Here is a 23,563-nt window from a genome sequence, read left to right on the forward strand (position 1 = left end):
CGCCGAAGGCGGGCTGCGGGGGCCCGAGCGCGGGAAGGCGCGGCCGGCTATCACCACCGGCCCGGACGATGCGCTCTCACGCCCGGGTCACGGCCGTGGGGCGGCGGCGCCGGGCGCCGCCCGGCGGGGTCACACCGCCGGGCGCTCGGCCCTTGCGGCGTTCTTGAGGCCCTGCACGGTGGCCGCGTCCGGGCTGAGCCGGGCGCCGGCCAGCGCCGCCCGGAGGGTTTCCTGCGCGCTGACGGCCGCGGTCATCAGGCGCTGGTGCTCGGCGTCCTCAGTTTTCGTCCACGGCCGCATCGGGCGGGCGGTCCACGCAGGCCTGCCGGGCGTGTCCGGGGTGTCCTGGCGGCGCTGGCCGTCGACCTGCTTGCGATGCGCTTCCAGCGCAGCCCATGCCTGGTCGGCGGCGCGCTGGCGGTCCACGAGTTCGGACGGGAATTCGATATCGGCCACGGAGTCAGACTACGGCGCAGGTCAGACATCCCGTGTGCCTGGTGGCCGAGCCGGTGGGCTGCGGGGTGGGGCCCGGGGGGGAGACCGAGCGGTCGGCGTACGGAGGCCAGCGTGGTAGCGGATGGTGCAACCAGATGGTGGTGGCTAAAGTGGTGGCATGTCTGTGATGACGCTGCGCATTCCTGATGACCTGGACACTTCGATCCGTGCCAGTGCGAAAGCGGCCGGGCTGAGCCTGAACGCCTACATCGTGCGCGCCGCCCGCCGCCAGGCGGTGCTGGACGCCGCGCAAAAGCTGGCTGCGCTCGGCTTGGGCGACGACCTGGCCGGCGAGGGCGACACCCTGTGAAGCGGGGGGAGATCTGGACCCTCACCGACGGGCGCAACGTCCTGGTGGTCTCGCTGGACGGCTTGGAGACCACCTACGGCGCCGTCCTGGCGATCGTGCTGCACCCCTCGGGCCGCTACCCGGACACGGCCATGTCCGTGGTGATCAGCGATCCGCTGCCGTGCACCGCGGTCGCCGTCAACCTCCAGCAGCTGCGCGTCGCACGCTTCGAGGACGGCAAATGCCTCGGACTGGTCGACCAGGCCGTCATGGAGCGCGTCGACCAGGCGCTGCGCGCGGTCCTCGACCTCTAGCACCGGCCTGTGCCGGTTCAGGTGCCGTCGCGCCGTGCGGCCACAAGTGCCTGCCAGCGCGTGCGTGTGGTCCGCTGGCCGTCCAGCCATCGGGCACGGGAGGCGGGCTGCTCGGGGAGGCGGTGGCCGGCCATGAAGTGGGCGATGTCGGTGTAGTAGGCGTAGCCGCCGCCCGCGGTTAGCCCGTGCAGCCGGGAGATGGCCGCCTGGAGGTCGTTGCGGTTGCCGATGACGGCGTAGTGGAAGCACACCGCCAGCTCGAGGTCGCGCAAGGTCTGGGAGCCGGCCAGCCCGGCGTCGGTGACCTTGGTACGCAACAGCCGGGCACGGTCGTCGATGCCGCTGCCGACAGCGCCGGCGTCGCGGACGAGCCCGGCGATCCGGATGGTGAAAGCAGTGGCGCGCTGGTGGTGCCCGCGCAGGAGCTGCTCGGCCAGGTCCAGCTCGCCGACAGCGGAGTCGGGGTCGGCGAAGGCGAGAACGAGGGCGCGCATGGACTGCGCGATGGCGGCCTCGCCGGTGACGGCGTGCTGCTCGGCCTCGGTGCGGGCGCCCTTGTAGGCGTCGGCGGCCCGGGCCATGTCGCCCTGGGGCCACCACAGATCGCCCACAACGCGCTGCTGGCGGCCTTCCCAGCCCAGGTGCTGCGCGGCCTCGAGCGCGGTGGGGAAGTCGCCGGCGGCGCGGGCGAGATGGACCAGGCCGCGCCGGGCGGCAGCGGCGCGGCGGCCGCCGCCTGCGACGACGGCGGCCATGTTGCGGCGCGAGTCCTCGTTGCGCCCGAGGTCGCGCTGGGCTTTGGCCAGGTAGTACACCGCCATGTCGGCGAGTTCGGGAGGTAGCAGGCCGGTGGCGGTGACGGCGGCGAGCCGGTCGGCGGTGCGCTCGCGGTGTTCGTGCTGCCGGCGGGCGAGGGCGCTGAGCAGCTCCACCACGGCGTCGGCCGGCGTGACCAGGCCGCTCTCCACTCCCACTTCCACGCCCGCGGCCGCGGCCGCGTCGGTGTCGGTGGTGGTGCGGGTCGGGTCGGGGCCGGGCGAGGGGGCCAACGGCTCCCACACGGAGTCGTCGACGTAGGCCCAGGCGGCGTCGGTGAGCCAGCCGGGCGGGAGGCGGTGGTCGCGGGCCAGGTGCAGGCCCTGGCGCAGGCAGCCGACAAGCAGCCTGCGGTCCCCGGGCGCGGTGTGCCATTGCTGCCCGAGCGCGGTGAACGCCCGCTGGGCCGCGGCGTGCCAGTCGTCGGGGGTCCAGCTGTCGTCGGTGGCGTCGTCGGCCTGCCGGATGCTGGAGCGGACCAGGCCGTGCAGGTGGTAGGGCCACAGCGCGAGGGCGTCTTCGCCGACGAAGGGCCGCTCGGCCAGCCGGACCGCGGGGCCTTGCCGGTCCAGGCCCGCAGCTTGGGTGGCCAGGTCGATGTCGAAGGCGTCCAGCAGCGACACCGCGCGCAGGACGTGCCGTTCGGGGCCGGTGAGGTCGCGCAGGGTACGGGCGATCAGCGCGGGGAAGTCGTGGTCGAAGTCGGCCGGCTGCGGGGTGCGGCCGGTGCGGCGCAGCTCCAGGAACCGCATCACCGCCAGGTCCAGGTAGAGCGGCAGGCCGTGGGAGCGGGCGGTGATCACCTCCCGGATGCCGCGGTCGATGAGGGGCCGGCCGCCGGTGGTCAGGCGGCGGGCCAGCAGGTCCTGGCAGTCCTCGGGGGCGAGATCTCCGATCAGGACCTGACGCCCGCGGGCCCCCGCGTTGTCGGCCAGGCCGGGCCAGGCCACCGGCCCGGTCCAGTCCAGCTGCCCGGCCAGAGCGGTGTCGGCCCATTGCAGGCGGTTCCGGCCGGTGACGACGAAGAACACGTTCGGCATCAGCCACACCACCCGCTGGATGAGCCGTTCCAGGTCGCGGTGGGTGCGGTCCCCGGTGTCCTCGAACGTGTCGAGCAGGACCACCGGGGTCACCGCGGCGCGCGCGGGTAGCTGCGCGACCTCGTACGCGAGCAGGTGCGGGTAGTAGGACAGGGCGTCCACGGTGGGCTCGGCCTCCAGCAGGTCGGCCAGGCGGGCGCAGCCGGCCAGCGCCCGCACCGACTGCCGGTGCTCCCGCAGCGCCCGGGTCAGCGCGCCGGTGACCTGTCCGACCGCGGCGCCCACGGTGCCGGGCAGCATCAGGGCCTGAGCGACGTCGGCGAGCACGGACTGGACCTGCTCGGGGAAGACCTGCCCGAACCGGGCGCTCAGCCCGCCGCGGCGCAGGAAGTCCTCCAGCGGCTCCCCGGGGTGATTGGCGTCCCAATAGCGGCGCAACGCCAGGTCGAAGGCCGGCAGCGCCCTGCCCGTCGCGGTCAGCGCGAGCCGGATCGTCAGCACCAGGCGCTCGAAGTCGGTGCCGGCCGACCGGGCCAGATCAATACGCACCGGCAGCGGCCGCGGGCCGGACCAGGCAGGCCGGGCCCACTGCGCGGGCCGGTCGTCGGTCGCCAGCGCGGCCTCGATGGTGCGCGACAGCGTGGTCTTGCCGATGCCGCCGATGCCGTGGAAGACCAGCAGATTCCGCCGCGGCGCCTCGAGGTCCTGCGGGTCGAAGCCCGGCGCGGCGACCTGCCGGAGGTGCTCGGTCAGTGCGGCAGCGAACGCCTCCCACTGGGCCTGGCGGTTGGTGAACGCCTCCGTCGCGGCCACGCCGCGGTCGTTCGTGCCGAACACGGCTTTCAGGTCCCGGCCCTCGGCCACACCCACCCCCGGTGATCATCCCTGCACCCCAACCTATGCCCGCTGCCGCTGTGTTGGGGAGAGCGCCCGGGCCCGCGGACGACGGCACCCGCCCGGCGCATGCGCGCGGCGTGCCCGGCACCGGCCGCGCCGCGAGTCCGGAGAGGACAATGGCCGCTCCCGACCGACACCAAGATCGAAAAAGAAGGGGGTTGCCGTGACCGGGACACCGCACGAGCCCGACTTCACCGGCCTGGAAGGCGAGGGCGACGAAGCCCAGCAGGCGGCCGACGCCGTCCGGGCCGTCCTGAACTGGTACACCGCCCGGATCGTCGCCGGGCGCCGGGCCCCGGTACCCGACGAGGAGCAGATCGCGCAGTGGACGGCCGACCGGGAGGCCACGTTCGCCGACCTCGACCGGCTGCCCCACGCCGACCCGGCCGAGCGCTCCCGTCTGGCGGAGCTCTACGCGGCGCGGCTGAGGGAGCTGGAGTCGTAGCGGCTTGCCCGGGTCGCCACCGGCAGCAGCCGCACCGCATGTTGGGACGCGGGGATCGGGGAGGGCTGCAGCCCGGCGGGCAGTAGCGGGCGGGCCAGGGCGGCGATGCCGTCCAGTTCGGCGCGGTGCTGGGGCAGGGCCCGCCGCAGGCCCTGGTGCAGCCGCAGGAACGCGGCGGCCTCCTGGTCGGTGTAGGGGCGCAGGCGTTCGGCCGTCAGTGCCCACGAGGCGCGTCCGGTTGCGGCCGGTCGCTCCTGGCGCAGCAGGGCGCGGCCGTCCCGGCGGATCACCGTGACCGCCGTGACTGCCGGGTGCGCTGCGGCAGCCGCCACGGTGTCGGACACGCCGCGGTAGCAGCGGTCGTGCCCGGCCTTGGTGGTGAACCGTGCAGGGATTCCGGCCTGGAGGGCGCGGGCGTAGCGCAGCGCGGTGGCCAGGCGGCTGTCGGGCGCCCGCACGGCCAGTACCACCAGCTCCACCTGGTAACCGGCCTCGGAGAACCGCAGTGCCCCGTCCAGGAGTTCGTCGGCGCTGCCCGGTGCGGCCTCGATGACCACGTCGGCGCACCGGTCCCGTACGAACTGCTCGGCTCGGGTGAACCAGGCCCGGTAGTCGGTACGGATGGCCGCACCGGCGCCGCGCGGGTCGGTCCGCAGCAGCTGCCCGTAGTCCGGGTGGGCGGCCTTGAAGTCGTCACCGGCCAGGTGGACCGTCCCGGACCGCATCGCGCGGCGCACCATCCACGCGGCCTGGGTCTTGGCTGCCCCGGGCTGCCCGACCACGTACACAGCACGGGGGTGCTCCCGCTCCACGGCGCCGCGCAGCACCGTCGGTGCGATCAGCTCGTCGAAGATCCACCGGTGCTCATCGGCGGACAGTCGGTGGTAGTGGACACCGGGCGGGACAGTGGCGGGTCCGGCGATACGGCGGACCGGCTCGGACCAGGCGGCGGCGCGCTCGCTGTCGCGCTGCACCGCCAGGCACCGGTCGTCGCCCGCAAGTTCGGTGTGCACACGCCGGTCGGTCGCGGCCAGGGCGCGGCGGAAGACGGCCGTCTCCGGGGCGGTCCAGGGCCGGGCGCGCTCACCCCGCACCGCCTGCGCTGCCGCCGGACGGCGCCGCCAGCCGCCGCCAGGGGCGGACTCGTTGGCGTACACGACCGTGCCGTCGCGCCGCACCACGGTGACACGGTCGGCGAGCTGCTCAGCTTCGATCGCTGCCAGTGTGGCCAGCATCCCTTTCGCGCAGCGGTCGTGGTTGTCCCAGGCCACGTACCGGCCCGCTGTGAGGACGCGGTCCAGGATGCCGAGCTGGCTCAACGCCTCCGCGGTGGCCAGCGCCACCACCTCGATCCGGTGGCCTGCGGCCCGGTAGGCGAGGCTGGCGGCACGGAAGCCTTCGGGGTCGGCGAGCGCGGACTCCACCACGGCGTCGAAGCGCCCTGCGCGGACGCGGTCTTCGACTGCGGCCTGCCAGCGCGCGATATCCGGGCGGACCAGCGCTCCGGCTGTGCGGACGTCGGCGGCCAGCAGGCCCGCGTAGCGCTGGTGGGCGGCCCTGTACAGGTCCCGGCCCACGCGTACCGCGCCGCCGCGACGGTCGAGCGCCGTCTGAACGAGGTCAGCGATCGCCGTCTTGCCCGCCCCGGGCTGGCCCGCCACGACAACGACGACCGGCCGCTGCTGGCGCACCGCCCCACGGGTCGCCACCGGAAGGATGACCTGGTTCAGGACCTCGAAGTGCTCGCGCTCGGACAGCGCAGTTGGCATGTCGCCCGATCCCGCCACCGGATCCTCCTCGTGATCTGGCAGCGCATCAGCACCACCACTCATAAGCGTACGCGATTCGTACGCAGAATGTACGCGATACGTACGCTTCGGGGGGTAGGATGAAGTCAGGAGGTGTTCCATGTCCGAACTATTCGACGCGGTCGACGCGCTGATCGCGTCCCGCGCCTGGCTACCGCCACCGGCGGAACGCAAACGGCTGCGCACCGCACACGGGCTGACGACCGACGAGGTGGCCACCGCACTGGGGGTCCGCAGAGCCACTGTCTCCGCCTGGGAATCCGGCAAGACCGAACCCCGCCCACCGGAGCGCGACGCATACGCGCGGCTGCTGCAGCAGCTCGCCGAGCTCTACCCCGCCCCCCACGGCGCGCCCGCGCCTATTCAAGAAGCCCCGGCACCGCCGACCGATGCACCGCGGCCGAAGCAAGCGCCATCGCTGTCCACCGGCCCGGTGTCCGACGCTGCGGCCATGACGAACCACGAGAACACCCAGCCGACCCCCCCACCTGCGACCTCTGCTCCGGCCGCCGCGCCGCGCCCGGCGACCACGGCCGCGAAGAAGGCCACCGCGAAGCCCGCGCCCGTCCCGGCCGCGGTCGATCCGCGGTTCGCGCACGGCCCGCTCGGCGTGCTGGACGGCGACGGCTCCCTGTACTGCGCGGGCGGCCTGGTCCTGGACTGCCCGGTCGGCACGGTGCCGGAGCTGGTGGCCTGGACGCTGGCGGAAGCCAAGCTCGGGGCGAGCCGGCTGCACCGCTCGGGCAAGGACTCCGACCCGCTGATCGTCCTGACCGGCGCGGCCGCCGAACAGCTCGGCCTGCCGCTGGTGCTCGAGGACCGGCGGGCGATGCGGCTGCCGGAGGACCACAAGGTGGTCAAGCAGATCGCGAAGGCCAAGTGGCAGTTGACGCGGCGGGGGTTCGGCCCGTGGGCCAGGGTCTACCGGCCCGCGCAGGGCGACCGGCGGCAGTGCGTGCAGTTGGCCGTGCTGCCCTGGGGCGCGCTCGACTCCCGCTCGTGGGGCGACGCCGACCAGCTCCCCCCGCCGGAACTCGCCCGGGTGCTGTCCGCGTACGCCGCCCGGGTGCTGACCCCGCGCGGCAGCACGGCGGTCGCGGGACTGGAGCTGATGACGGCGCTGCGGCCGCCGACCCGCGCAGTGAAGGACGACGCGACCGGCACGTGGGTGTCCGGGCCCGTCCCGGGCTCGCTGACCGCGGCGGTCGACCCAGCCCCGCCGGAGGCCCCCGACGAGCACCCCGTCGTGCACGGGCTGTACCCGTCTGCCCACCCGCGCACCGAGGCGGAGGTCCTCGACGAGGAGGCGTTCGACTGGATCCGCCCGACCGAGCTGCTCACCGATGCCGAATGCGCGAAGCAGTTCGCGGTCGGCGTCGATGTGAACACCGCGTTCCTCGCCGCCGCGAACCGGCTGATGGTCGGCCTCGGGGCGCCGGAGTACGTGAAGGCTCCGCGGTTCGACAAGGCGGTGCCGGGCTCGTGGCTGGTGGACCTGTCCGGCATCAAGCTGGACCCGCGGCTGCCGAGCCCGTTCACGCCGCACGGCGAGCGCCCGACCGGCCCGGCCTGGTACGCCACCCCCACCGTCGCCTACGCGGCCGAGCTGATCGACCAGTACCGGCTGCAGGTGGAGCTCCGCCCGCTCGTGGCCTACGTGCGACGCGACGCCGGGCCGTATCTGGACCCCTGGTACAAGCACCTCGCGGACGCCTACAAGCAGACGATGGCCGACCTCGGGGTGACCGCCGACCTGTCCCCGGCTGCGTTCCTGGACGCGATGGCCGGCTACAAGGGCAGCGACCCGGGCATGACCATGGTGCTGTCCGCGATCAAGTCCACTGTCAAGGGCGGCATCGGCAAGCTGCGCGAGCGCCCGCAGGGCACGAACTACCGGCCAGGCGAGCGGTGGCCGGCGCTGGAGCGGCCGACCTGGCGCCCGGACATCCGGGCCGCGGTGATCTCGGCGGCCCGGGTCAACATGCACCGCAAGCTGGTCAAGACCGCGCTGGCGACGCAGGCCGGCCCCGCGCCGACCGGCTCCGTCGTGTTCGGTGAGGATGCGCTGCTGCCGATTGCGCTGCTGTCGGACTGCGCGGTCTACCCGTCGGCCGGACCGTCGCCGCTGGACGTCCTGCCCTACAACACCGCGGGCAAGCCCGCCCCGGGCACGTTCCGGCTCGGCGTCCCGCCCGGCATGGTCAAACACGAAGGCACCCGCGAGCTGTACTGGGCCGTCGACCTGCTCGAGCAGCAGCACAACCCTGCACGCCACATCAAAGGCGACGACGCCGTGGACGAAGGAGAGTAGAACCCCATGGGCGACACCGTCATCGCGGTGGCCGGCACCCTGCTTGGCGGCCTCCTCACCGCGTTACTCCAGGCCCGCAGCACCCAAGCTGCCCGCCGCGCCGACCGCGCCGACCGCCGCGCGGACGACCTGCGCGCCGCGCTCGGTGCACTGGTTGCCGCGGTAGGCGACCACCGCCGCACCATGTGGCACCGCGAACACCTCCGCCTGACCGGCGCCTCCGCCACCGACTACGACACAGCCCGGGAAGCCAGCCACACCACCCGCTCCGCCGTCACCGGCCCGCTCGTCACCGTGTCCATCCTCGAGCCCGACCTCGCCCCGGCCGCCCGCGCCGCAGCCCAGGCCGCCTTCGACCTGCGCGGCGCCGCCGACATCGACGCCCTCGCGACCCTGCGGGAGCACGCCATCACCGCCACCGACGACCTGGTCGCCGCCGCCGGCCGCACCCTCAGCCAAGGAGCCTGACCGTGGGAAAGCTGCAAGACAGCCTGGAGCGGGCCAGTGCGGCCACCGCAACCCGCCCCATCCCGAAGAGCGCACAGGCACAGATGCGCTTCCTGGTGAAGTCGGAGAAGGGTTCCACCGCGGCTGCGGCCGCCCGTCTCGGCGTCACTCAGCGCACCGTGGAGCGCTACCTCAAAGGCACGCTCCGCCGCCCCCGCGCGGACCTGGCGGCCCGCCTTGAGCGGGAGGTCCGCAAGGACTGGCAGCCCCGCGTCCAGCAGCGGGCGAAGCAGCAGGCCGCCTCGCGGGGCGGCATCGTGATCGAGACGAGGGCCCGGTTCGGGTTCACCGCTGCGCCCGGTTCCACGGACGATGGACGGATCCGCCGGATCACCCAGCACCTCCCGCCGGTCTACGCCGCGAAGCTGTTCGACGCGCAGTCCGCCGGCGCCACCGAGCAGCAGCTGCAGCGCATCGCAGCCGAAGGCCTGCAGGAGATCTACTTCAAGGACCGCGGCCGCCGCGCCCGGGACCTGCAGGTGGAGTTCACCGACATCGACTACATCGAGCTCGACTTCTGAGCGCAGGCGGGCCGCCCCCCCCAATCCGAGGGGGGGGGCGGCCGCCCGCCCCGGAAGGGGGGCAGGGTGGGGGGGTTGGTGGGCACCCACTCCCGCGCCCCAGAAGCGCGCGGTGTAGGTGGTGTTGTGGGTAGACACCCCCCAGGCCCCCATGAGTTCGAAGGCCACATGAAGCCCGACTCTCAGCACTGCTTGACTGGAAAATGTTGGCGGCACTTCGCCCGCCGCTACACTCCGCACCATGACTAAGGGGGGCTACCAGGGCCCTGAACCCTGGGAAATCGAAGATGCGGTCGAACGCGGTGTCAGGCGAGCGCGCGGCGAGTACGTTCCAACTGGTTGGAGCCCCAAACTCAACCCCAAGACGTGCTGCTGCCTGATGCCGGCAATCCTGCTTGCTGTCACAATAATCGGCGGCATCCTTGCCCCGATCATCTTCCGCCTGGCGGGCCCGCCGTGATGCGCTCGGCCAATTGTGGAGTTTCCGTCAACGAGCTCCAGCGCCAGCCATAGGTACGGCATCATGCCCCCATGGCGACTTTCAACCAGCAGGGCCAGAACATCTACGGGGACCAAAGCAACGCTGAAACGATCAACATCAACAAAGTTGATCGGCAGGTGGTGGCCCAGGAGCTGAGCCTGGCGCTGAACCGAGTACAGACCATGGACTTGGACGAGATGACGCGCCGCCAGGCGACAGCCGAACTGGAAGCGGCAGGCGCGGACCTCCAGGCCGGCGAGACCAGCCACGCGCAGGAGCGTATGAGTCGACTGCGTGCCATGGGCGGAGCTCTGGCCGAGGTAGCCGGCGCGTTCGTACGGGGCACCGGAGTACTCGGTGGCTGATAGGCCGCACGGTTCCGGGGCCCGCTTTGACCAGCAAGGTCAGCACGTGTACGGGCCTCAGTACAACGCCGACGAGATCAGAATCAACCAGGCGGACCCGCAGTCGATTGCCGACGGGCTGGCCCGGGACCGGCAGCAACGGAAAGCCCAGCAGGACGCGCTCCGGCAGCGGGACATCCAGGCGTACAACGCTGCTGGCCAGAACGCGATGAAGTGGACGTGGCGGCTCCTCGGCTTCTCCCTTGTCGTTTTCTTCCTCTACGCGATCATCCAAGGTGTTGTGAGCGGCAACTAGCACCTACAGCACAGCGCGCCACAGTCGTGCGATGGCGCCCCTTCCCGACCTCCAAGCTGCCGGGAAGGGGCGCTGCCATGCCTGACCTGCCGGATCCAGGCCAGGGTGAGGTAGATCTGGGTGCCAGCCTCTGTCCACAGGGCGGTCGCCGCACCGTACGGGCATGACGACACACGACGAACTGCAGCCAGCAGCGCCCGTCCGGCGGCAGTCACTGAATCAGAGCAGCGGCGCCTCAGGGCGGATCCGTAACCGTCCCGTACGTCAACCAGGTGACGTACGGGCCCTTCCCGCCGCATTCCGGGCCGCCGACCAGCAGCCCCGCGGTGCACTGTTGATCCGTCCTTGACAATGCGCCTGTAATCACGCGGCGTGCGGCGTAGATTGCCACACGTGATCGCGTGGGGGACTGGCCTGACCAGCAGCCGCACGCAGGCGACCCCCAACTCCCGCTGGCGAGGACGGCGATGACGGACGGCAAGAGCGGTGACGAGTGGTGGCGGACATCTGCGCCGCCGCCTCCCCCGAGCACACCACCGCGGATTCCCCGGCCGCGCACGGACCCGCCGCCGGCCGCGGCTGCCGCCGATGCGGACGGCGGCGGCGACCCGGGTGCGGGCGCCGGGCCCGGCGCCCACGGCGGCGATGGTGCGCCGCCGTGGCAGGACGGCGACGGTTACGGGCCGCCGGGCGTGCAGGACGTGTTCTCCGCGGCGCACGAGGTTGGCGCGCACATCGGGGAGACGATCGCGGCCCGGCTGCCGGACCCGTACGCTGCGGCCGCCAAGCGGGGGCTGGACCTGCGGTGGCTGCTGCTGAAGTACAACATCCCCGGGATTTTGATCGCGCTGCTGGTGACGTGGCGCGGGCACAGCGGCGTGAGCCGGATGATCCGCAGCATCCGGTCGGACGGGCTGTTCGCGCCGCTCGGCGTCGTCGTCTTCTTCGGGTTGCTGCTGCTGGTTCTGATGATGCTGCCGGTCGGCGCGATGCTCGGCGAGGCGCTCAGCCACCTGGTCACCAGTGTGGTCCGCGGTCTGGTGCAGCTGGTGCGCCGGGCCTGGGCCACCCCGTACATCGGCTACGTGCTGCGCGTCCTGGTGGCCGCGCTCGTGTGGTCGTTCGTTCTCGCGGCCGCGTTCCTCGGCGGCCGCGCCTTCATCCACTTCCTGACAGGAGCGTGAACGTGAACGACGTGGGAGCCGGCGCCGGGGGCGTCGGCGCGGTGGTCCTCGGCCTGGTGCTGCTCTTCTACCAGATCGGCCGGTGGAGGGGCGGCGACCCGACCCCGAAGGTGCACTTCTTCGCCGGGGTCGCTCTGGCCGCGCTGCTCTTCCTCGGCGGCGGCCTGCTCGGTGTGGTGGGCGGGAGCGCGGCGGCGTTCGGCGACGGCATCGGCAGCTACGCCCTGGAGAGCAGCACGGGGCAGGTCGCGAAGGCCGGCGCCATGGGCCCGGTCACCGGAGGGGAGAAGGTCGCCGTCGGCGGCGCGGTCGCGGGGCTGTGCCTGCTCGCTCTCTACCTCGGGCTGATCAAGTCCGGGAGGGCGGACCTGAAGGAGCCGGTGCTGCGCGGCGCGGGCGTCGGCGTGTTCCTCGGCGCATCGGCCGGGTTGGTGGGGATGGCTCTCGGGCTGATCCGCACCTCCGGCAACTCGGTCGGCAACATCCTGATCCACACGATCTGAGCGGCACGAGAACAGCAGGGGAGGGGCGAGGGGATGGCCGGGCGGGTCGGCGCGGGGGCGCGGCATCTGCGGGAGGAGTGGGGCCGGTGGTGGCGGGCGGAGGACCTGACCGACACCCACATCGCCCACAAGATCCTCAATGACCAGTACCGCATGTGGCGGGCGCAGCGGCAGCGGCTGAACGCCGACGTCACGAGCAATATCAAGCTGTTGAAGGACCAGCAGCGGATGCAGACGTACGCGCAGATGCAGCGGATGCAGATGATGAAGCGCAGCGCTGCCCGGGGCGGGTACGGCGGCTACGGGTACTACGGCGGGATGGGCGGCGGGGCGTCGCCGATCATCAGTTACCGGATGATGCAGTGGGCGCAGCTGCAGATGAGGGTCGGGCAGCAGGAGTTCCGGCACCTCGAGGTGACCGACTCGATGCTCCAGGTCGGGTACGGGCAGGTGCGGCGGACCCGGCGCCGTGCGGCGCTGGCGTGGATGGCGGGGCTGGCTGCGGTGTGGGTCGGCCTGTGGTGGGTGTCCGCGCTGGCCGTGCTCGCCGTGACCGCTGCGGCCGTCGTGCTGTTCGTCTTCGCGTCCGCGGTGACCGGTGACCGGCGTACGTACCGGCGCCCGCCGGTGCCGAAGCTGATGTTCGTGCCGACCAGTGTGCCGGACCACACCGAGCTGGCCGCCGATCCGGAGCCGGAGCCGTTCCCGCTTCGCGAGGCCGGCCGCGACCCGGCCCGCGCCTGCGAGTCGGTGGTCCTGGCCCTGCGGAAGGAGGGCGCTCGGATCGGCACCGTCAGGACGCCGACCGAAACCGACTGGGGCTGGAACGTGATGCTGGCGCTGTCCGGCGGCACCCTCGGCGACCTGATCCGGATCCTGCCGAAAGTGGCCGTGACGCTGCGGGTCGGCGACAACCGCCTCCTGGCGCAGCGCAGCGACCCGGAGGACGCCTCCGCCGTGCTGCTGCGCATCCTGACCTCGGACCCGTTCCGTTCGGCGGCCCCACCACCACACCGGGCGCCACTGTCGGCCACGATCACCTCCCCGGTCAGCATCGGCAGGTCCATCGACGGCGACGCGACCCCAGTGGTGCTCGCCGGCCAGCACGTGCTGGTCGTCTCCGACTCCGGCGGCGGCAAAAGCACCATGGTGCGCACCATGGCCGAGTACACCACCGCCTGCCGGGACGCCGTCGCTGTCGACGTCGACCCCACCGGGCGGGGACTCGGGCCGCTCGGGCCGTGCGCGGCGCTGCGCGCCCTCACCCCGGCCGACGCGGAACGGGTGCTCGAGCGGCTGCTCGCCAAAGCCAAGCAGCGGATCGCCGACCTCGGTACCACCGAGGACAACCACCCCGTCAGCCCGACCAGCCCGGCGGTCATCGCGTTCGTCGACGAATGGCCGCAGCTGACCAAGCGCGCGAAGGAGGCCGCGCTCGCCCTGCTGCGCATCGGCCGCAAGGCGCGGATCACGCTGGTGGTGTGCTCCCAGGACGCAACCGCCGACGTCCTCGGCGATGCGGTCGCCGACGCCTTCGGCGTGCGGATCATGCTGCCGTGCCGTCAGGCCGACGTGCCGCTCGTGGTCGGTACCGCCGACGCCGTCTCCCGCGGCTGGCTGCCGCACCTGCTCGTACCCTCCCCCGGCGAGTGGGAGCCGGCCGACGCCGGGAAGTTCTACTGCATCACCCCCCGGCACCGCGACCCGGTCCTGCGCTACTGCCCTCAGGTAACGGCGGCCACCGCGGCCGCCCTCGCGCGCGAGCGCGCCGCCGCCGGACTGCCACCCCTGGACACCGTCACCGCGACCGGCCCGCACCCCGCCGGCGCCCCCGAGATCGTCCAGCACCTGCTCGCGATTTTCGCTGCGCAGGGTGACCCCGAGGCGCTGCCCGTGGCCGCGCTCGCCGACCGCCTGGTCGCCGCTGACCCGGCCGTGTGGGGCCGCTGGGAGGGTCGCGCCGACCGTGTCGCGATGATCGGACGCACCCTCAAAGCCGCGCTGAGGAAGGCCGGGGTGGCAGTGCCGACTGTCCGGCTGGACACCCCAGGGAAGCCGACCGCGTACCGGCTCGCCGACATCCACACCGCCCTCAGGGACCCGGCACCGTGACCTGTCCACGGCCTGTCCACAGCCTGTCCCGACCTGTCCCCGGCCCGCCGGCGGCCTGTCAGCAGCCCCGCCCGGCGCGCCCGGTGACCTGTCGGCCTGTCCGGCCCGGACAGGCCACCGCCAGGCCCTGACCTGCACTGACAGGCCAGACAGGCCAATTTCGACCCCCAGGGAGGGACCCATGGCCGCACAGAATCCCGCTGTACACGCCCGGGTTGCCGCCGACGCTCTGGCCCGGCTGCTCCGCGACGTCCAGCTCGGCCGCGCCGAGTGGACACCGGTGGCAGCCCGTCAGGCGACCGAGGACCTGACGCGGCTGTGCGAGGCTGCCGCGACCGCCGTGCAGCAGCTGGCCGCCGCGCACGCCGGACAGGACCGCCCCGGGCCGCACACCACCCAGGAAACGGCCGCGCTGAACGAGGCCGGGCAGCACCTGGTCACCGCGGCTACCCGGCTACGGCACGCACGCCGTACGCTGCACTGAGTGACGCAAGGAGGGGGACGTCGTGGCTCTGGCCGATGACCCGTGCAAGGCGGTGGTGGGCGCCGCCGGCGACTACTGCCGCAACGGCAAGACCGGCCCCGGCACCGGCTCGGGCGACGGGGTGCTCGACAGCGTCGACCCGCTGCACCAGGTCTCCCAGCAGGTCGCCAACGCCGCCGACTGGACCGCGCGCCACCTCGGCGACGTCGTCCTCAACAGGTCGGCCACCGACTTCACGAACCAGGGTTTCCTCCAGCAGTACGCGGTCGTCTTCGCCGCCTCCACGATCCTGACGCTGATCTTGTGGCTGCTGGCCGTGGCCAAGCGCGCGGTGCGCGGCGTGCCGATGGGCACCGCCCTCGGTGAAGCGGTCGGCTTGCTGTGGGTCGCGGTGATGGCCTGCGCTTTCACCCCGCTGGTCCTCTACACCGTCATCAACGCCGTCGGCGCCGTCACCGAAGTCATCGCGGGCGCGACAGGCGCCAACCCGAACGGTGTCTTCGGAGAACTCGGCGGCAATCTCAAGAACGGGAAGGTCGGCGGGGGCCCGATTGTGCTGATCATCGCCTCCGCGCTGACGATCGCGCTGTGCGGAGCGCTGTGGCTGCTGATGGTGCTCCGCGCCCTGAGCCTGTACGTCGGCGCGATTCTCGGCGTCGTCGTCTACTCCGGGGCCGTCGACAAGGACATGTGGGGGCACATCCGCCGCTGGGCCAGCCTCATGGTCGGGCTGATCATGATCGAGCCGATCGTCGTCATCATCCTCGGCCTCGCCTCCGCGCTCGAAAGCTCCGGCGACAACGGCCCGGTGGCCACGGGGCTGGTCATCTCCGCCGCCGCGCTCGGCGCCGCGATCTTCGTCATCAGCAAGTTCCCCGGCCTCGGCGACTCCATGAAGGCAGCCCGCCTGGTCGGCAAGGCCGCCGGTGGTGCGGCCGGTGCCATCGCCGGGCCCCGCGCGGCGGCTACGAGCCCCGCCACCGGAGTAGCGGCCGGTATCGCGACGCACGGCGACCGCAGCAGCCGCGTCAACGGCACCGCGCGCCCGTCCAACCCGGTCACCGGAGGCATCGCCGCCCACGGCGACCGCGCCCCCAAGCCCCCCAAGTCCGAGGACGACAAGTGACCGCGGCGGATCTGCCCGAGCCCACCCCGGCCGACACCGCCGCCCTCGACCAGCTCGCCGCGCAGTGGCGCGACCTGCCGCCCGACCAGGCCGCAGCCGTGGTGGCCGCCGCCCACGCCCTGCGTGACAACCCCGGCGAGTCGGCCGCCGCCGACCTGTTCGCCGCGCTGCAGCGGGCCGGGTTCGATACTGCACCCGAACCCGACTGAGCGGGCTGTCAGGTCTGCCGTGTTCCGCGGACCCACATTAGATTCAACCCCCCGGGGTTGAATCTCCACCCCCTGGGGTGTATTTTCGGTTCATCGCCTACCAAGGAGCCGAAATGACCACCCAGACCATCAAGTTCGAGGACTACCAGGACGCCGAGACGCACGTCGCCAGGCACGCCCCCACCGCCTGCGAGCTGACCCTCATCACCAGGCACTGCGACGCCGAGCTTCACACGGTCTGGCTCGACAAGGCCGCGGCCACCGTGTGGCACGCCTGGACGGAGCCCGACTTGGACGCCGACGGTTGGACCCTCACCGCCGAGCCCGCGTCCGTGGCCCAGTCCTGGATCGAGGACCAGATCGCCCTCGTCCTCGACCGGCTCGCCGACCCCGAAGGGGACGGCTACCACGACGCCGGGCCCGGCACGGACGTGGAGGAGGACCTGGCCGTGCTCGCCGAGTACGAGGACGTCCAGCTCGCCGCCCTCATGGCCGTCAGCGACAACAACGACCCTGTCGTCGTGGACCGGATCATCCGGGGGAACATCGCCCGCCTGAGCGCGGAGATCGCCCGCCTGTCCCGCCTGCGCGGCGTGAACCTCACGGCCGCCTACGGCACCCAGCACGGCGCCGCCGCCAGCGCCGCGCGCGCCCTCGACATCTCCCACACCTCCGCGAGCCGGGCGATGGCCGCCCCCGAGGGCTACGCCGAGCGGGCCCGCGCCGGGTTTGTGAAGGCCCGCGAGCTGGCCGGCTAACCCGGTACGCTGACCACTTCATCGCCCCCAGCGGGGGACCCGCGCATACCTCTGCCGTCAGGGCTGCGATGACACGTCTTCCCCCCGGCCGCCCGGGCGTCGGCCCGGTAGAGCGCCGTCCCTCGGACATAGACCTGCTGCGTGAGCTGTGGGCCGACCGGGATCTCACCGTCCCGGAGATCGCCACCAGGCTGGGAATCGCCCGGAGCACGGTGCTCAAGCGCGCCGCCGAGATGCGCCTTACGCCCCGCCGCCCGTACTCGCGCAACGCCCGCCGGACCGCCGCCGATACGCTCGCCGCCCGGCAGACGGACCAGGCTCGGCTCCGCGAGCTGTGGGCAGACCCCGACCTGCCGCTCGCGGACATCGCCGACGCGCTCGGGGTCGACCGGCACACCGTCAGGGCGTGGGCATCCGACATCGGCCTCCCACCCGCATCGCGCCCCTCCCGGCCGAACACCACCAGGTCCACCGCAAAGTCCCGGGCTCAGGCCCGGTTGCGCGAACTGTGGGCGGATGAGTCCCTGACCACCGCGCAGATTGCCCAGGAACTGGGACTGGCGCGCGGCACGGTCTCCGCCTGGGCCACGCAGATGAAACTGCCCGCGAGAGCCCGGGGCCGGCCACGGGCCTGACACAACCTTCCCGCGACCCGCCCGACACGGACCGCATAGCCGGTCAGCTGCGCAGGTCGACCAGCAGCGGCGGGGTGCGTTCCCCAGACCGGCTGGTCAAGGAGATCACGGCGTGGTTGGCCGGGACGGAGTGCGCGAGTTCGGAGGCGGACCACCGCTCGCGCTCGACCTCGCGGACCGTCACCGACCGCACGGTGGGCGCCTGCCCCGTGACGGCTTTGCGGAGCAGCTGGACGCCGCGGCCGAAGGCGCCGTCGGAGACGGCCTGCCGGTCGGTGACGTCCTGCGTCTGGGTCCACTGGGTGCCCCAGATCTCGGCCAGGAGCCGCCCGTCCGCGGGCGGCAGGCCCGGCATCGCCACCCGGCACCCGGCCGCGGCGAGTAGCTGGGTGCGCAGCTGCGGCGGCACGTCGTCCAGGGTGCGCAGCGCCAGCGCGATCCCGGCGTTGGCCGGCGCCAGGCGGTGCATGCCCTCCACGGTCGCCGCGGTGACCGCCCGCGAGGCGTCGTCGACGACCAGGGCGGCGAACAGGGCGGTGTCCCGGCGGCGCGGTACGGCCGCGACGAACTGCGCCACAACCAGGCGGGTCAGCAGCTCGGAGACCGCGTACTGCCCGCGGTCGGGCAGCGTGATCCGCACCCGGATGGGGTGCCCGAGGGCCTGCATCGAGAAGGGCCGCCCCTGCCCGGTGTCGAAGAACCCGGCGAAGGCAGGCCGGTCCAGCACCGCGACCCGGTCGGCGAGCAGCACGGCGACGTCACCGGCCGCGGCCGCGGCCCGCTCCCGGGCGTCCAGCTCGCGCAGCATCGCCCCGTGGCCCGCGGCCTCCAGAGCGCCGCGCAGCCCCGAGAGGACCACCGGATCGCCCTCCAGGAGCTGCCGCAGCTCCGGCACCGACGGGAACCGCCTGCGGGCGGCACGCCACGGTCCGAGCAGCTGCGCGAGCGCGGCCGCGCCGCGCCGCACGGTCTCGCCCCGGTCATCGGCGTGGTCGCCCACGAGCGTGTCGGCGAGCACGCCTGCGGCGGTGTCCGCGTCCGGTGCGCCGCCGTACAGGTCGAGGTCGTACTGCGAGGACGGGTCCCCCAGCCGGATCACGACGTCGTACTGCCCGTCCGGGCCGAGGTCGGCGCCCGCGGGGCCGACCACGACGACGGCGGCCTGCCCGGCCAGGGCCTGCAAGCACAGGGCCTCGGCGACCGGCCGCAGCACCCGCGCGGTCTTGCCGGAGCCGGACGGGCCGAGCGCGAGCAGCCCGGTGCCCAGCACGTCCGGCCCAACAGCCAATCCAGATGTGCGGTGGCCGTAGGCGTTCTTCGGCATGTCCGGCACCGTACCGAGCCGCACCTGCCCGGTGACGAGATCGTGGTGGGCGTGACGGGCCGGGAGGTCCCGCTCCCCGGATGGGTGGAGGAAGGCGTGCGCGCCGTCGTCGGCGACGATGCGGACGAAGGACTGGATGGCCTCCGGCTGCCGGGTGGCCACCGCGGCCGACCAGGCGCGCTGGAGCCGGGCGTAGTCGACGTCGCTCATCACCCCGGCTGCGGCGTCACCGGCGAGCCGGTCGGCCGCCGCTCCGGCACCGGCGGCGCGCAGCTCCGGCCACGCCGCGGGGTCGCTGCCGGGGGCGAGCGGCGGCTCGGACTCGCTCACGAGCAGCGGTGCGCCGAACCTGCGCCACAGCTCGGGCCAGTGCCCCGCCCGGCCGGCAACGTACGCAATGAGCGCCGCCACCAGGGCGTAGTAGGTGTAGAAGATCAGCGGGGTGCCGACGTCGCCGGCACCGCCGTGCAGCCAGTCGTCCGGCATCACCAGCTCGAGCGGCCACATCCACCACGTGCCCAAGTACGCGTTGTAGAGGACCGTCCAGACCAGCCACCCCAGCAGCGCCGCGAGCACCGCCCCGCCGACCAGCTGCCGGGTCGGCATCAGAACGGGCTCCTCCATCGGCCGCGGCCGGTGCCCCAGCCGCCACACCCCCGGTGGCGCATCCGGCCGCGGCGCCCGCACCCACGCCTGCACCGCCGACTCCGGCGCCCGCTGCGGCGGGACGGACGATGCCGCCACAGGCGCCCGCGGCGGCATCGGCGGCACTGCCGGAGGCGCAGGCACCGCCGGAGTCCCTGGGGCCCGTCCATCGCCGTGCTCGTTCATGCCCGGTCCTCCCTCAGCCAGCCGCCGCCGCGGCCAATCTACCGAGGTCGCGCGTACGGGCACGGAGAGTCAGCGGACGCCAGGCCACCAGGCGCACCCCGAGCGAATGCTGACGGAGGATCTGGAACCTGCGTCCTCGGGCCGGGGCCTCTGTCCACAGGCTGGTCGCCGCACCGTACGGGGCATGACGAACCACGAAGAACCACAGGTGTCGGCGCTCGTGCGGGGGAAGTTCCACGACGGCCTGGAGGCCGCGGAGCAGGCGCAGTTCACCCGGCCGGTCCCCGCGGGCGCGGGCGCGAAGGTGCGGTTCCTGCTGGGCCGGGCAAAGGGCTCCACGGCGGCCGTGGCGGCCCGGCTGGGCACGTCCCGCCGGACGGTGCAGCGCTACGCCGCGGGCAAGCTCAAGCGCCCGCAGAAGGCGCTCCAGACGACGCTGGAGGAGGAAACGGCGCGGGAGTGGCAGCCGGGCGTGCGTGCGCGGGTCCGCGAGCAGGCCGTCGCCACCGGGGGACTGCGGGTCAGCGCGCGGGCCCGGTTCGGGTTCCGGGCCGAGCGCGGCTCCACCGACGACCCGCGCCTGCGGCTGATCACCCAGACGCTCGCACCGGACGACGCGGGCCGGATCCTCGCAGCGCGCGAGCGGGGCGCGACGGAAGCCGAGCTGCAAGAGCTGGTAGCAGAGGCTCTCGGACGCGCCTACTTCCGGAATTACGGTGCACGTGCGAAAGGCCTTGAGGTGGTTTTCACCGATGTGGATTACATAGATTTCTCTTTCTGAGCGAGCTGCCGGTGGAGCTGGTACACAGGGGTATTCGATCGACCGGAAGGCTGTTCATGAGTATCGACTGCGGCGCATCCGATCCCGGATCGGCCGTGCTGTGCACAAGCGTGCCCGCGCACGACGGCGACCACCGCGGCGGTGGCCGGCGGTGGCGCCGGGCCGAGTGCTGGAAGTTCCCCCGCGGCGCCGCGGTGCCGTGCGTGGAGGCCCGCGGGCACACCGGCCGCCACGTCGCGACGGCCCTCCGGGCCTCGCCGTCGACGGGGGAGCCCGAGGAGGTGCGGGTGGAGTGGGACGACGACGGCCCGCTGCACTGGCTGCACGACGGGCCGCCGCCGAGGAAGGCGTGGGTGCCCAACCCCGCGGCCGGGCGGGACCAGGGCGAGCAGATCGTGTCCTGCCCCGGTTGGCCCGAGTGCGAGCGCTGCACCGAGGCCTCGCCCGGTCCGGTCGGCCTGCCCCTGGTGGAGGAGAACGTCCCGGGGCAGCAGCTGCTCGCAGAGATGGTCGCCCACACCCGCGCCCGGGGGGAGCTGTCATGAGCGGCGACCGGACCGTCGCGGTGTGGACTCGGGCCACCGGCTGCGGTGTCCGGGTCTCCACGCTCACCGATGACGGCCGGGTCCACGTGAACGGCGTGCCGCCGCTGGGGGAGCCGTGGTTCGAAGGAGACGACGACCCGGACTACAACCCGGTATGCGACTGCCCCAGAGCCCCGCGCGGTTGGTGCGAGCAGTGCGACGACTGCCCGGCCTGCGCGCAGTGCACCCACCGCCCGCCGGTGTAACGCTCACCCTCCGTCAACGTGACACCGCCAGCAAAGCGTGGCAGCCCCGGTTGCACCGGCCCGCACGCTCCGGAGCGGAAACTCGCAGTTCAGGCCCATTTGAAGGCGAAGACAGACGGGACGGCGGGCCGCGTCGGCGGGTGTCACGCTCGCTCCGGGACCCGCCGAGGGGGTAATCCGGGCCCATGGAGGGGCCGGGAGGCAGAGCGTGACACCCGTCTGGACCTAACCGACCGTGGTCACCACGCTCTCCCCAGCCGACGCCTTGCGCCTGTCTCACCCCCGGACGGGGCCTCGTCGGCGTAGCCGGGGTGGTTGCCGGGAGTCGGGCAACCACCAGGTGCAGCTGCACGGCCTGCTGCTCGGTGAAGGGCCGCGGGCCGGAGCTTTGGGACACCGGTCGCGGGCCAGGCGGGACAAGGGTGCTGCTCGGGCAGCAGGCGGTTGCTGCATCGCGGTTTCCCGCCGGGGGGAACGGTGCAACGCTTTCGTGCTGCAGCGCTGCTGCGTGCCTGGTCGTTGCGCGCAACCGGAGCTCCGGGCAGCGGTGAAACCGGGCTGTTGCCTGCGGTTTCCCGCAGGGGGGAACGATGTAACGCCCTGTCCCGCCGGGTGGGCATGGGAACGGCGCTGCACCTCGGGAGTGCAGCGCCGTGGTGCCGGCCGGGCGGCCGGGGTCAGCGGTGGTCGTGCAGCTGGTGGACGACCGCCAGCGGGGCGTCGGCGTCGTCCTGGTCGCCGGCGGGCTGCTGGACGGCCAGGGCGATGGCGGCCGGACCGAGGCGGTAGAACTTCACGCCGACGGCGGTGTAGGCGAGCTGGAGCCAGCCGTTCTCTGCGAGCCGGCCGATGCTGCGCGAGGCGCTGGTGGTGCTGAGGCCTACCAGCTTGCCGATGTCGGTGGCGGTGCTGCGCACGGGCTCGCCCATCTCGGTGGCCGTGGCGTAGAACATCAGCACCTTCACGTCAGCGCCCTGCTTGAGCTTCGAGCGCAGCAGCAGGGCGTTGAGCTCGCCGGCCTCCATGAAGCGCGGCTCTTCGAGCTGCTCGGCGGGCGACGTCATGACGCTTCCTCTTTCATCTCGGGCGGGCACGGCACCACAGGTCGCGGGGCCTTCTCAGCGGCCCTGCGCTGCCGCAGGGAGGACCCGTCGAAGGCTGCCCGGGCGTTGAGCTTGTAGAACACCACCCGGCCTACAGTCTCCGCCGGTAGCAGGTAGCCCCCGCGGTGAAGGTTACCCACCGACTTGCCCACCGCAGTGGGACGCAGCTCCAGCTCAGCGGCGATCTCGCGGAAGCTCTGCCGCAGCGGCTGGTCGCCCACCGGCGCGTTGAACAGGTAGTGCCCGTAGACCAGCTTGTCGTTCTTCGTGTACCCGCTGTCCTTGCGCCACAGCGCGGCCGCGTTGACCTTACTGGCGTTCACGTGCCGCCCGCCGCCGCTCCACTCGTACGGATCCTTCTCCTCGGCGTCCAGGAGCTCCAGCTGGACGTACTCGCCGGTGCTGGTGTTCACCGCTGGCCTGACCCGGCCCATGCCGCTCCTCACCTCGGGGTTTCCCCTCCAGGGGAACGATGTACGCGGGCCGACCGTAGTCCGCGGTTCCCCTCCAGGGGAACTCGCCACGCCGAACCAGAGGCTTCTGACGCCCGATCATTTCCCCTCCAGGGGAAAGGTGCGTCCCAAAGTGACATTCGAATAGCCCTCAGCGATACACCCCGACGCGGTGACCAGCAGCGATGATCGTCCGCCTCTTGATCTAGGTTCTGTACGCCGGCCCCCGCGGGCCGGACCACGTCGTGGTGCACGCGGCTTCGCGTGCGGCTGCGTGGCTGCCCTGCGGGCCATGGGCGGCGCCAGCGGTCCTGAGTCTCGGGTTGTGCCGGCTGTGACGGACAAGCGCCAGCAGCGGGGGCGGCCACCGTGGGCGGTTCCGCCGCGCGGCCTGGCGGCCGCACAGCTCCTGTACCTCCGCACCCTGAATTCCGGCAGAAATCCCGGATGGGGTCCCGTTCTTCGGCTGAGGTAATTACGGGCGGCGTTAATTGGTTTCGCAAGCGCATTTCCTCAGCGTGAATCGTGGGATTTCCGGCAACGTGCATTTCGACACCGCCGGTAGGGTCAGACGCCACGATGCGCCCCGGGCGGGAGTGCTCCGGGGGTGGTGTCTGAGTCCAGAAGCTAGCGCACTCACCAGGATGACGCACCATCGATCGGCCCCCACGACCGGAACTGTCCGGA

At 72.9% G+C, this 23,563-nt stretch carries 26 protein-coding genes; 20 read left to right on the top strand and 6 right to left on the bottom strand.

The genetic code is table 11. The features are described 5' to 3' along the window. Window positions 1-129: 129 nt before the first annotated feature. Window positions 130-456: a hypothetical protein gene (locus tag IH54_RS0129520; protein ID WP_031522657.1), complete on the bottom strand. Its 327-nt coding sequence runs from the start codon at window positions 454-456 to the stop codon at window positions 130-132. A gap of 157 nt (window positions 457-613) precedes the next feature. On the opposite strand from IH54_RS0129520, the gene IH54_RS0129525 reads away from it, so the two are divergent. Beyond that, a complete protein-coding gene (locus tag IH54_RS0129525; protein ID WP_043182626.1) occupies window positions 614-805 on the top strand; it encodes a toxin-antitoxin system HicB family antitoxin in 192 nt (63 codons plus the stop codon). Further along, window positions 802-1,098, top strand: a complete 297-nt coding sequence (locus IH54_RS0129530; protein ID WP_031522661.1) for a type II toxin-antitoxin system PemK/MazF family toxin — start codon at window positions 802-804, stop codon at window positions 1,096-1,098. Before IH54_RS0129525 ends, IH54_RS0129530 begins: the two co-directional genes overlap by 4 nt. Before the next feature lie 17 nt (window positions 1,099-1,115). Here the strand turns inward: IH54_RS0129530 and IH54_RS0129535 are convergent, their stop codons facing one another. Further along, window positions 1,116-3,824, bottom strand: a complete 2,709-nt coding sequence (locus tag IH54_RS0129535) for an ATP/GTP-binding protein (protein WP_324607830.1) — start codon at window positions 3,822-3,824, stop codon at window positions 1,116-1,118. A gap of 190 nt (window positions 3,825-4,014) precedes the next feature. On the opposite strand from IH54_RS0129535, the gene IH54_RS0129540 reads away from it, so the two are divergent. Continuing rightward, entirely contained in the window at window positions 4,015-4,296 is a 282-nt protein-coding gene (locus IH54_RS0129540) for a hypothetical protein (protein ID WP_031522665.1), read from the top strand. On the opposite strand, the gene IH54_RS0129545 is transcribed toward IH54_RS0129540, so the two are convergent. After that, window positions 4,263-6,065: a zeta toxin family protein gene (locus IH54_RS0129545; protein ID WP_031522667.1), complete on the bottom strand. Its 1,803-nt coding sequence runs from the start codon at window positions 6,063-6,065 to the stop codon at window positions 4,263-4,265. The genes IH54_RS0129540 and IH54_RS0129545 overlap by 34 nt on opposite strands. 139 nt (window positions 6,066-6,204) lie before the next feature. Here IH54_RS0129545 and tap point away from each other — a divergent pair, with 139 nt between their 5' ends. The 14 genes from tap to IH54_RS0129610 all read left to right on the top strand — a co-directional run bounded on the left by tap (window position 6,205) and on the right by IH54_RS0129610 (window position 17,595). Next, entirely contained in the window at window positions 6,205-8,415 is a 2,211-nt protein-coding gene (gene tap / locus IH54_RS0129550) for a telomere-associated protein Tap (protein ID WP_031522669.1), read from the top strand. 6 nt (window positions 8,416-8,421) lie between these two features. Beyond that, window positions 8,422-8,883: a hypothetical protein gene (locus IH54_RS0129555; protein WP_031522671.1), complete on the top strand. Its 462-nt coding sequence runs from the start codon at window positions 8,422-8,424 to the stop codon at window positions 8,881-8,883. Window positions 8,884-8,885: 2 nt separating this feature from the next. Beyond that, on the top strand, window positions 8,886-9,443 hold the full coding sequence (tpg, locus tag IH54_RS0129560; RefSeq protein WP_031522673.1) for a telomere-protecting terminal protein Tpg: 558 nt from the start codon (window positions 8,886-8,888) through the stop codon (window positions 9,441-9,443). Between the two features lie 241 nt (window positions 9,444-9,684). After that, window positions 9,685-9,903 (top strand): hypothetical protein, encoded by a 219-nt coding sequence (locus IH54_RS45805; protein WP_159012155.1) that lies wholly within the window; start codon window positions 9,685-9,687, stop codon window positions 9,901-9,903. Window positions 9,904-9,974: 71 nt separating this feature from the next. Beyond that, complete coding sequence (locus tag IH54_RS0129565) at window positions 9,975-10,289, top strand: hypothetical protein (protein ID WP_031522675.1); 315 nt, start codon at window positions 9,975-9,977, stop codon at window positions 10,287-10,289. A 46-nt stretch (window positions 10,290-10,335) separates the two neighbouring features. After that, window positions 10,336-10,584 (top strand): hypothetical protein, encoded by a 249-nt coding sequence (locus IH54_RS0129570; RefSeq protein ID WP_159012158.1) that lies wholly within the window; start codon window positions 10,336-10,338, stop codon window positions 10,582-10,584. 401 nt (window positions 10,585-10,985) lie between these two features. Then, complete coding sequence (locus tag IH54_RS0129575) at window positions 10,986-11,768, top strand: hypothetical protein (RefSeq protein WP_159012160.1); 783 nt, start codon at window positions 10,986-10,988, stop codon at window positions 11,766-11,768. A 2-nt stretch (window positions 11,769-11,770) separates the two neighbouring features. Beyond that, on the top strand, window positions 11,771-12,271 hold the full coding sequence (locus IH54_RS40380; protein WP_043182628.1) for a hypothetical protein: 501 nt from the start codon (window positions 11,771-11,773) through the stop codon (window positions 12,269-12,271). A 33-nt stretch (window positions 12,272-12,304) separates the two neighbouring features. Further along, complete coding sequence (locus IH54_RS0129585; RefSeq protein WP_031522682.1) at window positions 12,305-14,383, top strand: hypothetical protein; 2,079 nt, start codon at window positions 12,305-12,307, stop codon at window positions 14,381-14,383. Between the two features lie 181 nt (window positions 14,384-14,564). Continuing rightward, a complete protein-coding gene (locus IH54_RS0129590) occupies window positions 14,565-14,867 on the top strand; it encodes a hypothetical protein (RefSeq protein WP_031522684.1) in 303 nt (100 codons plus the stop codon). Between the two features lie 22 nt (window positions 14,868-14,889). Continuing rightward, a complete protein-coding gene (locus IH54_RS0129595) occupies window positions 14,890-15,993 on the top strand; it encodes a hypothetical protein (RefSeq protein ID WP_052398006.1) in 1,104 nt (367 codons plus the stop codon). Continuing rightward, window positions 15,990-16,202, top strand: coding sequence for a hypothetical protein (locus IH54_RS0129600; protein WP_031522695.1), 213 nt, complete (start codon window positions 15,990-15,992; stop codon window positions 16,200-16,202). Before IH54_RS0129595 ends, IH54_RS0129600 begins: the two co-directional genes overlap by 4 nt. A gap of 113 nt (window positions 16,203-16,315) precedes the next feature. After that, entirely contained in the window at window positions 16,316-16,960 is a 645-nt protein-coding gene (locus IH54_RS0129605) for a hypothetical protein (RefSeq protein WP_031522697.1), read from the top strand. A 68-nt stretch (window positions 16,961-17,028) separates the two neighbouring features. Continuing rightward, window positions 17,029-17,595, top strand: a complete 567-nt coding sequence (locus tag IH54_RS0129610) for a winged helix-turn-helix domain-containing protein (protein WP_031522699.1) — start codon at window positions 17,029-17,031, stop codon at window positions 17,593-17,595. A 43-nt stretch (window positions 17,596-17,638) separates the two neighbouring features. Here the strand turns inward: IH54_RS0129610 and IH54_RS0129615 are convergent, their stop codons facing one another. Next, window positions 17,639-19,525, bottom strand: a complete 1,887-nt coding sequence (locus tag IH54_RS0129615; protein WP_078862621.1) for an ATP-binding protein — start codon at window positions 19,523-19,525, stop codon at window positions 17,639-17,641. A gap of 409 nt (window positions 19,526-19,934) precedes the next feature. On the opposite strand from IH54_RS0129615, the gene tpg (IH54_RS0129620) reads away from it, so the two are divergent. The 3 genes from tpg (IH54_RS0129620) to IH54_RS0129630 are packed head-to-tail and all read left to right on the top strand — an operon-like array spanning window position 19,935 to window position 21,321. Next, complete coding sequence (gene tpg, locus IH54_RS0129620) at window positions 19,935-20,531, top strand: telomere-protecting terminal protein Tpg (protein WP_052398007.1); 597 nt, start codon at window positions 19,935-19,937, stop codon at window positions 20,529-20,531. 56 nt (window positions 20,532-20,587) lie between these two features. Beyond that, window positions 20,588-21,076, top strand: a complete 489-nt coding sequence (locus IH54_RS0129625; RefSeq protein ID WP_031522707.1) for a hypothetical protein — start codon at window positions 20,588-20,590, stop codon at window positions 21,074-21,076. Next, a complete protein-coding gene (locus IH54_RS0129630; RefSeq protein ID WP_031522709.1) occupies window positions 21,073-21,321 on the top strand; it encodes a hypothetical protein in 249 nt (82 codons plus the stop codon). Before IH54_RS0129625 ends, IH54_RS0129630 begins: the two co-directional genes overlap by 4 nt. A 677-nt stretch (window positions 21,322-21,998) precedes the next feature. Here IH54_RS0129630 and IH54_RS0129635 read toward each other — a convergent pair. Together IH54_RS0129635 and IH54_RS0129640 are read right to left on the bottom strand one after the other, a co-directional pair. Next, on the bottom strand, window positions 21,999-22,385 hold the full coding sequence (locus tag IH54_RS0129635) for a hypothetical protein (protein ID WP_052398008.1): 387 nt from the start codon (window positions 22,383-22,385) through the stop codon (window positions 21,999-22,001). After that, entirely contained in the window at window positions 22,382-22,837 is a 456-nt protein-coding gene (locus tag IH54_RS0129640; protein WP_052398009.1) for a hypothetical protein, read from the bottom strand. Before IH54_RS0129640 ends, IH54_RS0129635 begins: the two co-directional genes overlap by 4 nt. Window positions 22,838-23,563: the final 726 nt, after the last annotated feature.

This window comes from Streptomyces sp. NRRL F-5123 (genome assembly GCF_000721495.1).
Taxonomy (GTDB): domain Bacteria; phylum Actinomycetota; class Actinomycetes; order Streptomycetales; family Streptomycetaceae; genus Actinacidiphila.

Bases quoted from the DNA above. Each gene is read 5' to 3' on its own strand.
- IH54_RS0129525 (WP_043182626.1), top strand. From the start codon at position 614: ATGTCTGTGATGACGCTGCGCATTCCTGATGACCTGGACACTTCGATC.
- IH54_RS0129545 (WP_031522667.1), bottom strand. From the start codon at position 6,065: ATGCCAACTGCGCTGTCCGAGCGCGAGCACTTCGAGGTCCTGAACCAG.
- tap (WP_031522669.1), top strand. From the start codon at position 6,205: ATGTCCGAACTATTCGACGCGGTCGACGCGCTGATCGCGTCCCGCGCC.
- IH54_RS0129555 (WP_031522671.1), top strand. From the start codon at position 8,422: ATGGGCGACACCGTCATCGCGGTGGCCGGCACCCTGCTTGGCGGCCTC.
- IH54_RS45805 (WP_159012155.1), top strand. From the start codon at position 9,685: ATGACTAAGGGGGGCTACCAGGGCCCTGAACCCTGGGAAATCGAAGAT.
- IH54_RS0129565 (WP_031522675.1), top strand. From the start codon at position 9,975: ATGGCGACTTTCAACCAGCAGGGCCAGAACATCTACGGGGACCAAAGC.
- IH54_RS0129585 (WP_031522682.1), top strand. From the start codon at position 12,305: ATGGCCGGGCGGGTCGGCGCGGGGGCGCGGCATCTGCGGGAGGAGTGG.
- IH54_RS0129590 (WP_031522684.1), top strand. From the start codon at position 14,565: ATGGCCGCACAGAATCCCGCTGTACACGCCCGGGTTGCCGCCGACGCT.
- IH54_RS0129605 (WP_031522697.1), top strand. From the start codon at position 16,316: ATGACCACCCAGACCATCAAGTTCGAGGACTACCAGGACGCCGAGACG.
- IH54_RS0129610 (WP_031522699.1), top strand. From the start codon at position 17,029: ATGACACGTCTTCCCCCCGGCCGCCCGGGCGTCGGCCCGGTAGAGCGC.
- IH54_RS0129615 (WP_078862621.1), bottom strand. From the start codon at position 19,525: ATGCCGACCCGGCAGCTGGTCGGCGGGGCGGTGCTCGCGGCGCTGCTG.
- tpg (WP_052398007.1), top strand. From the start codon at position 19,935: ATGACGAACCACGAAGAACCACAGGTGTCGGCGCTCGTGCGGGGGAAG.
- IH54_RS0129625 (WP_031522707.1), top strand. From the start codon at position 20,588: ATGAGTATCGACTGCGGCGCATCCGATCCCGGATCGGCCGTGCTGTGC.
- IH54_RS0129630 (WP_031522709.1), top strand. From the start codon at position 21,073: ATGAGCGGCGACCGGACCGTCGCGGTGTGGACTCGGGCCACCGGCTGC.
- IH54_RS0129635 (WP_052398008.1), bottom strand. From the start codon at position 22,385: ATGACGTCGCCCGCCGAGCAGCTCGAAGAGCCGCGCTTCATGGAGGCC.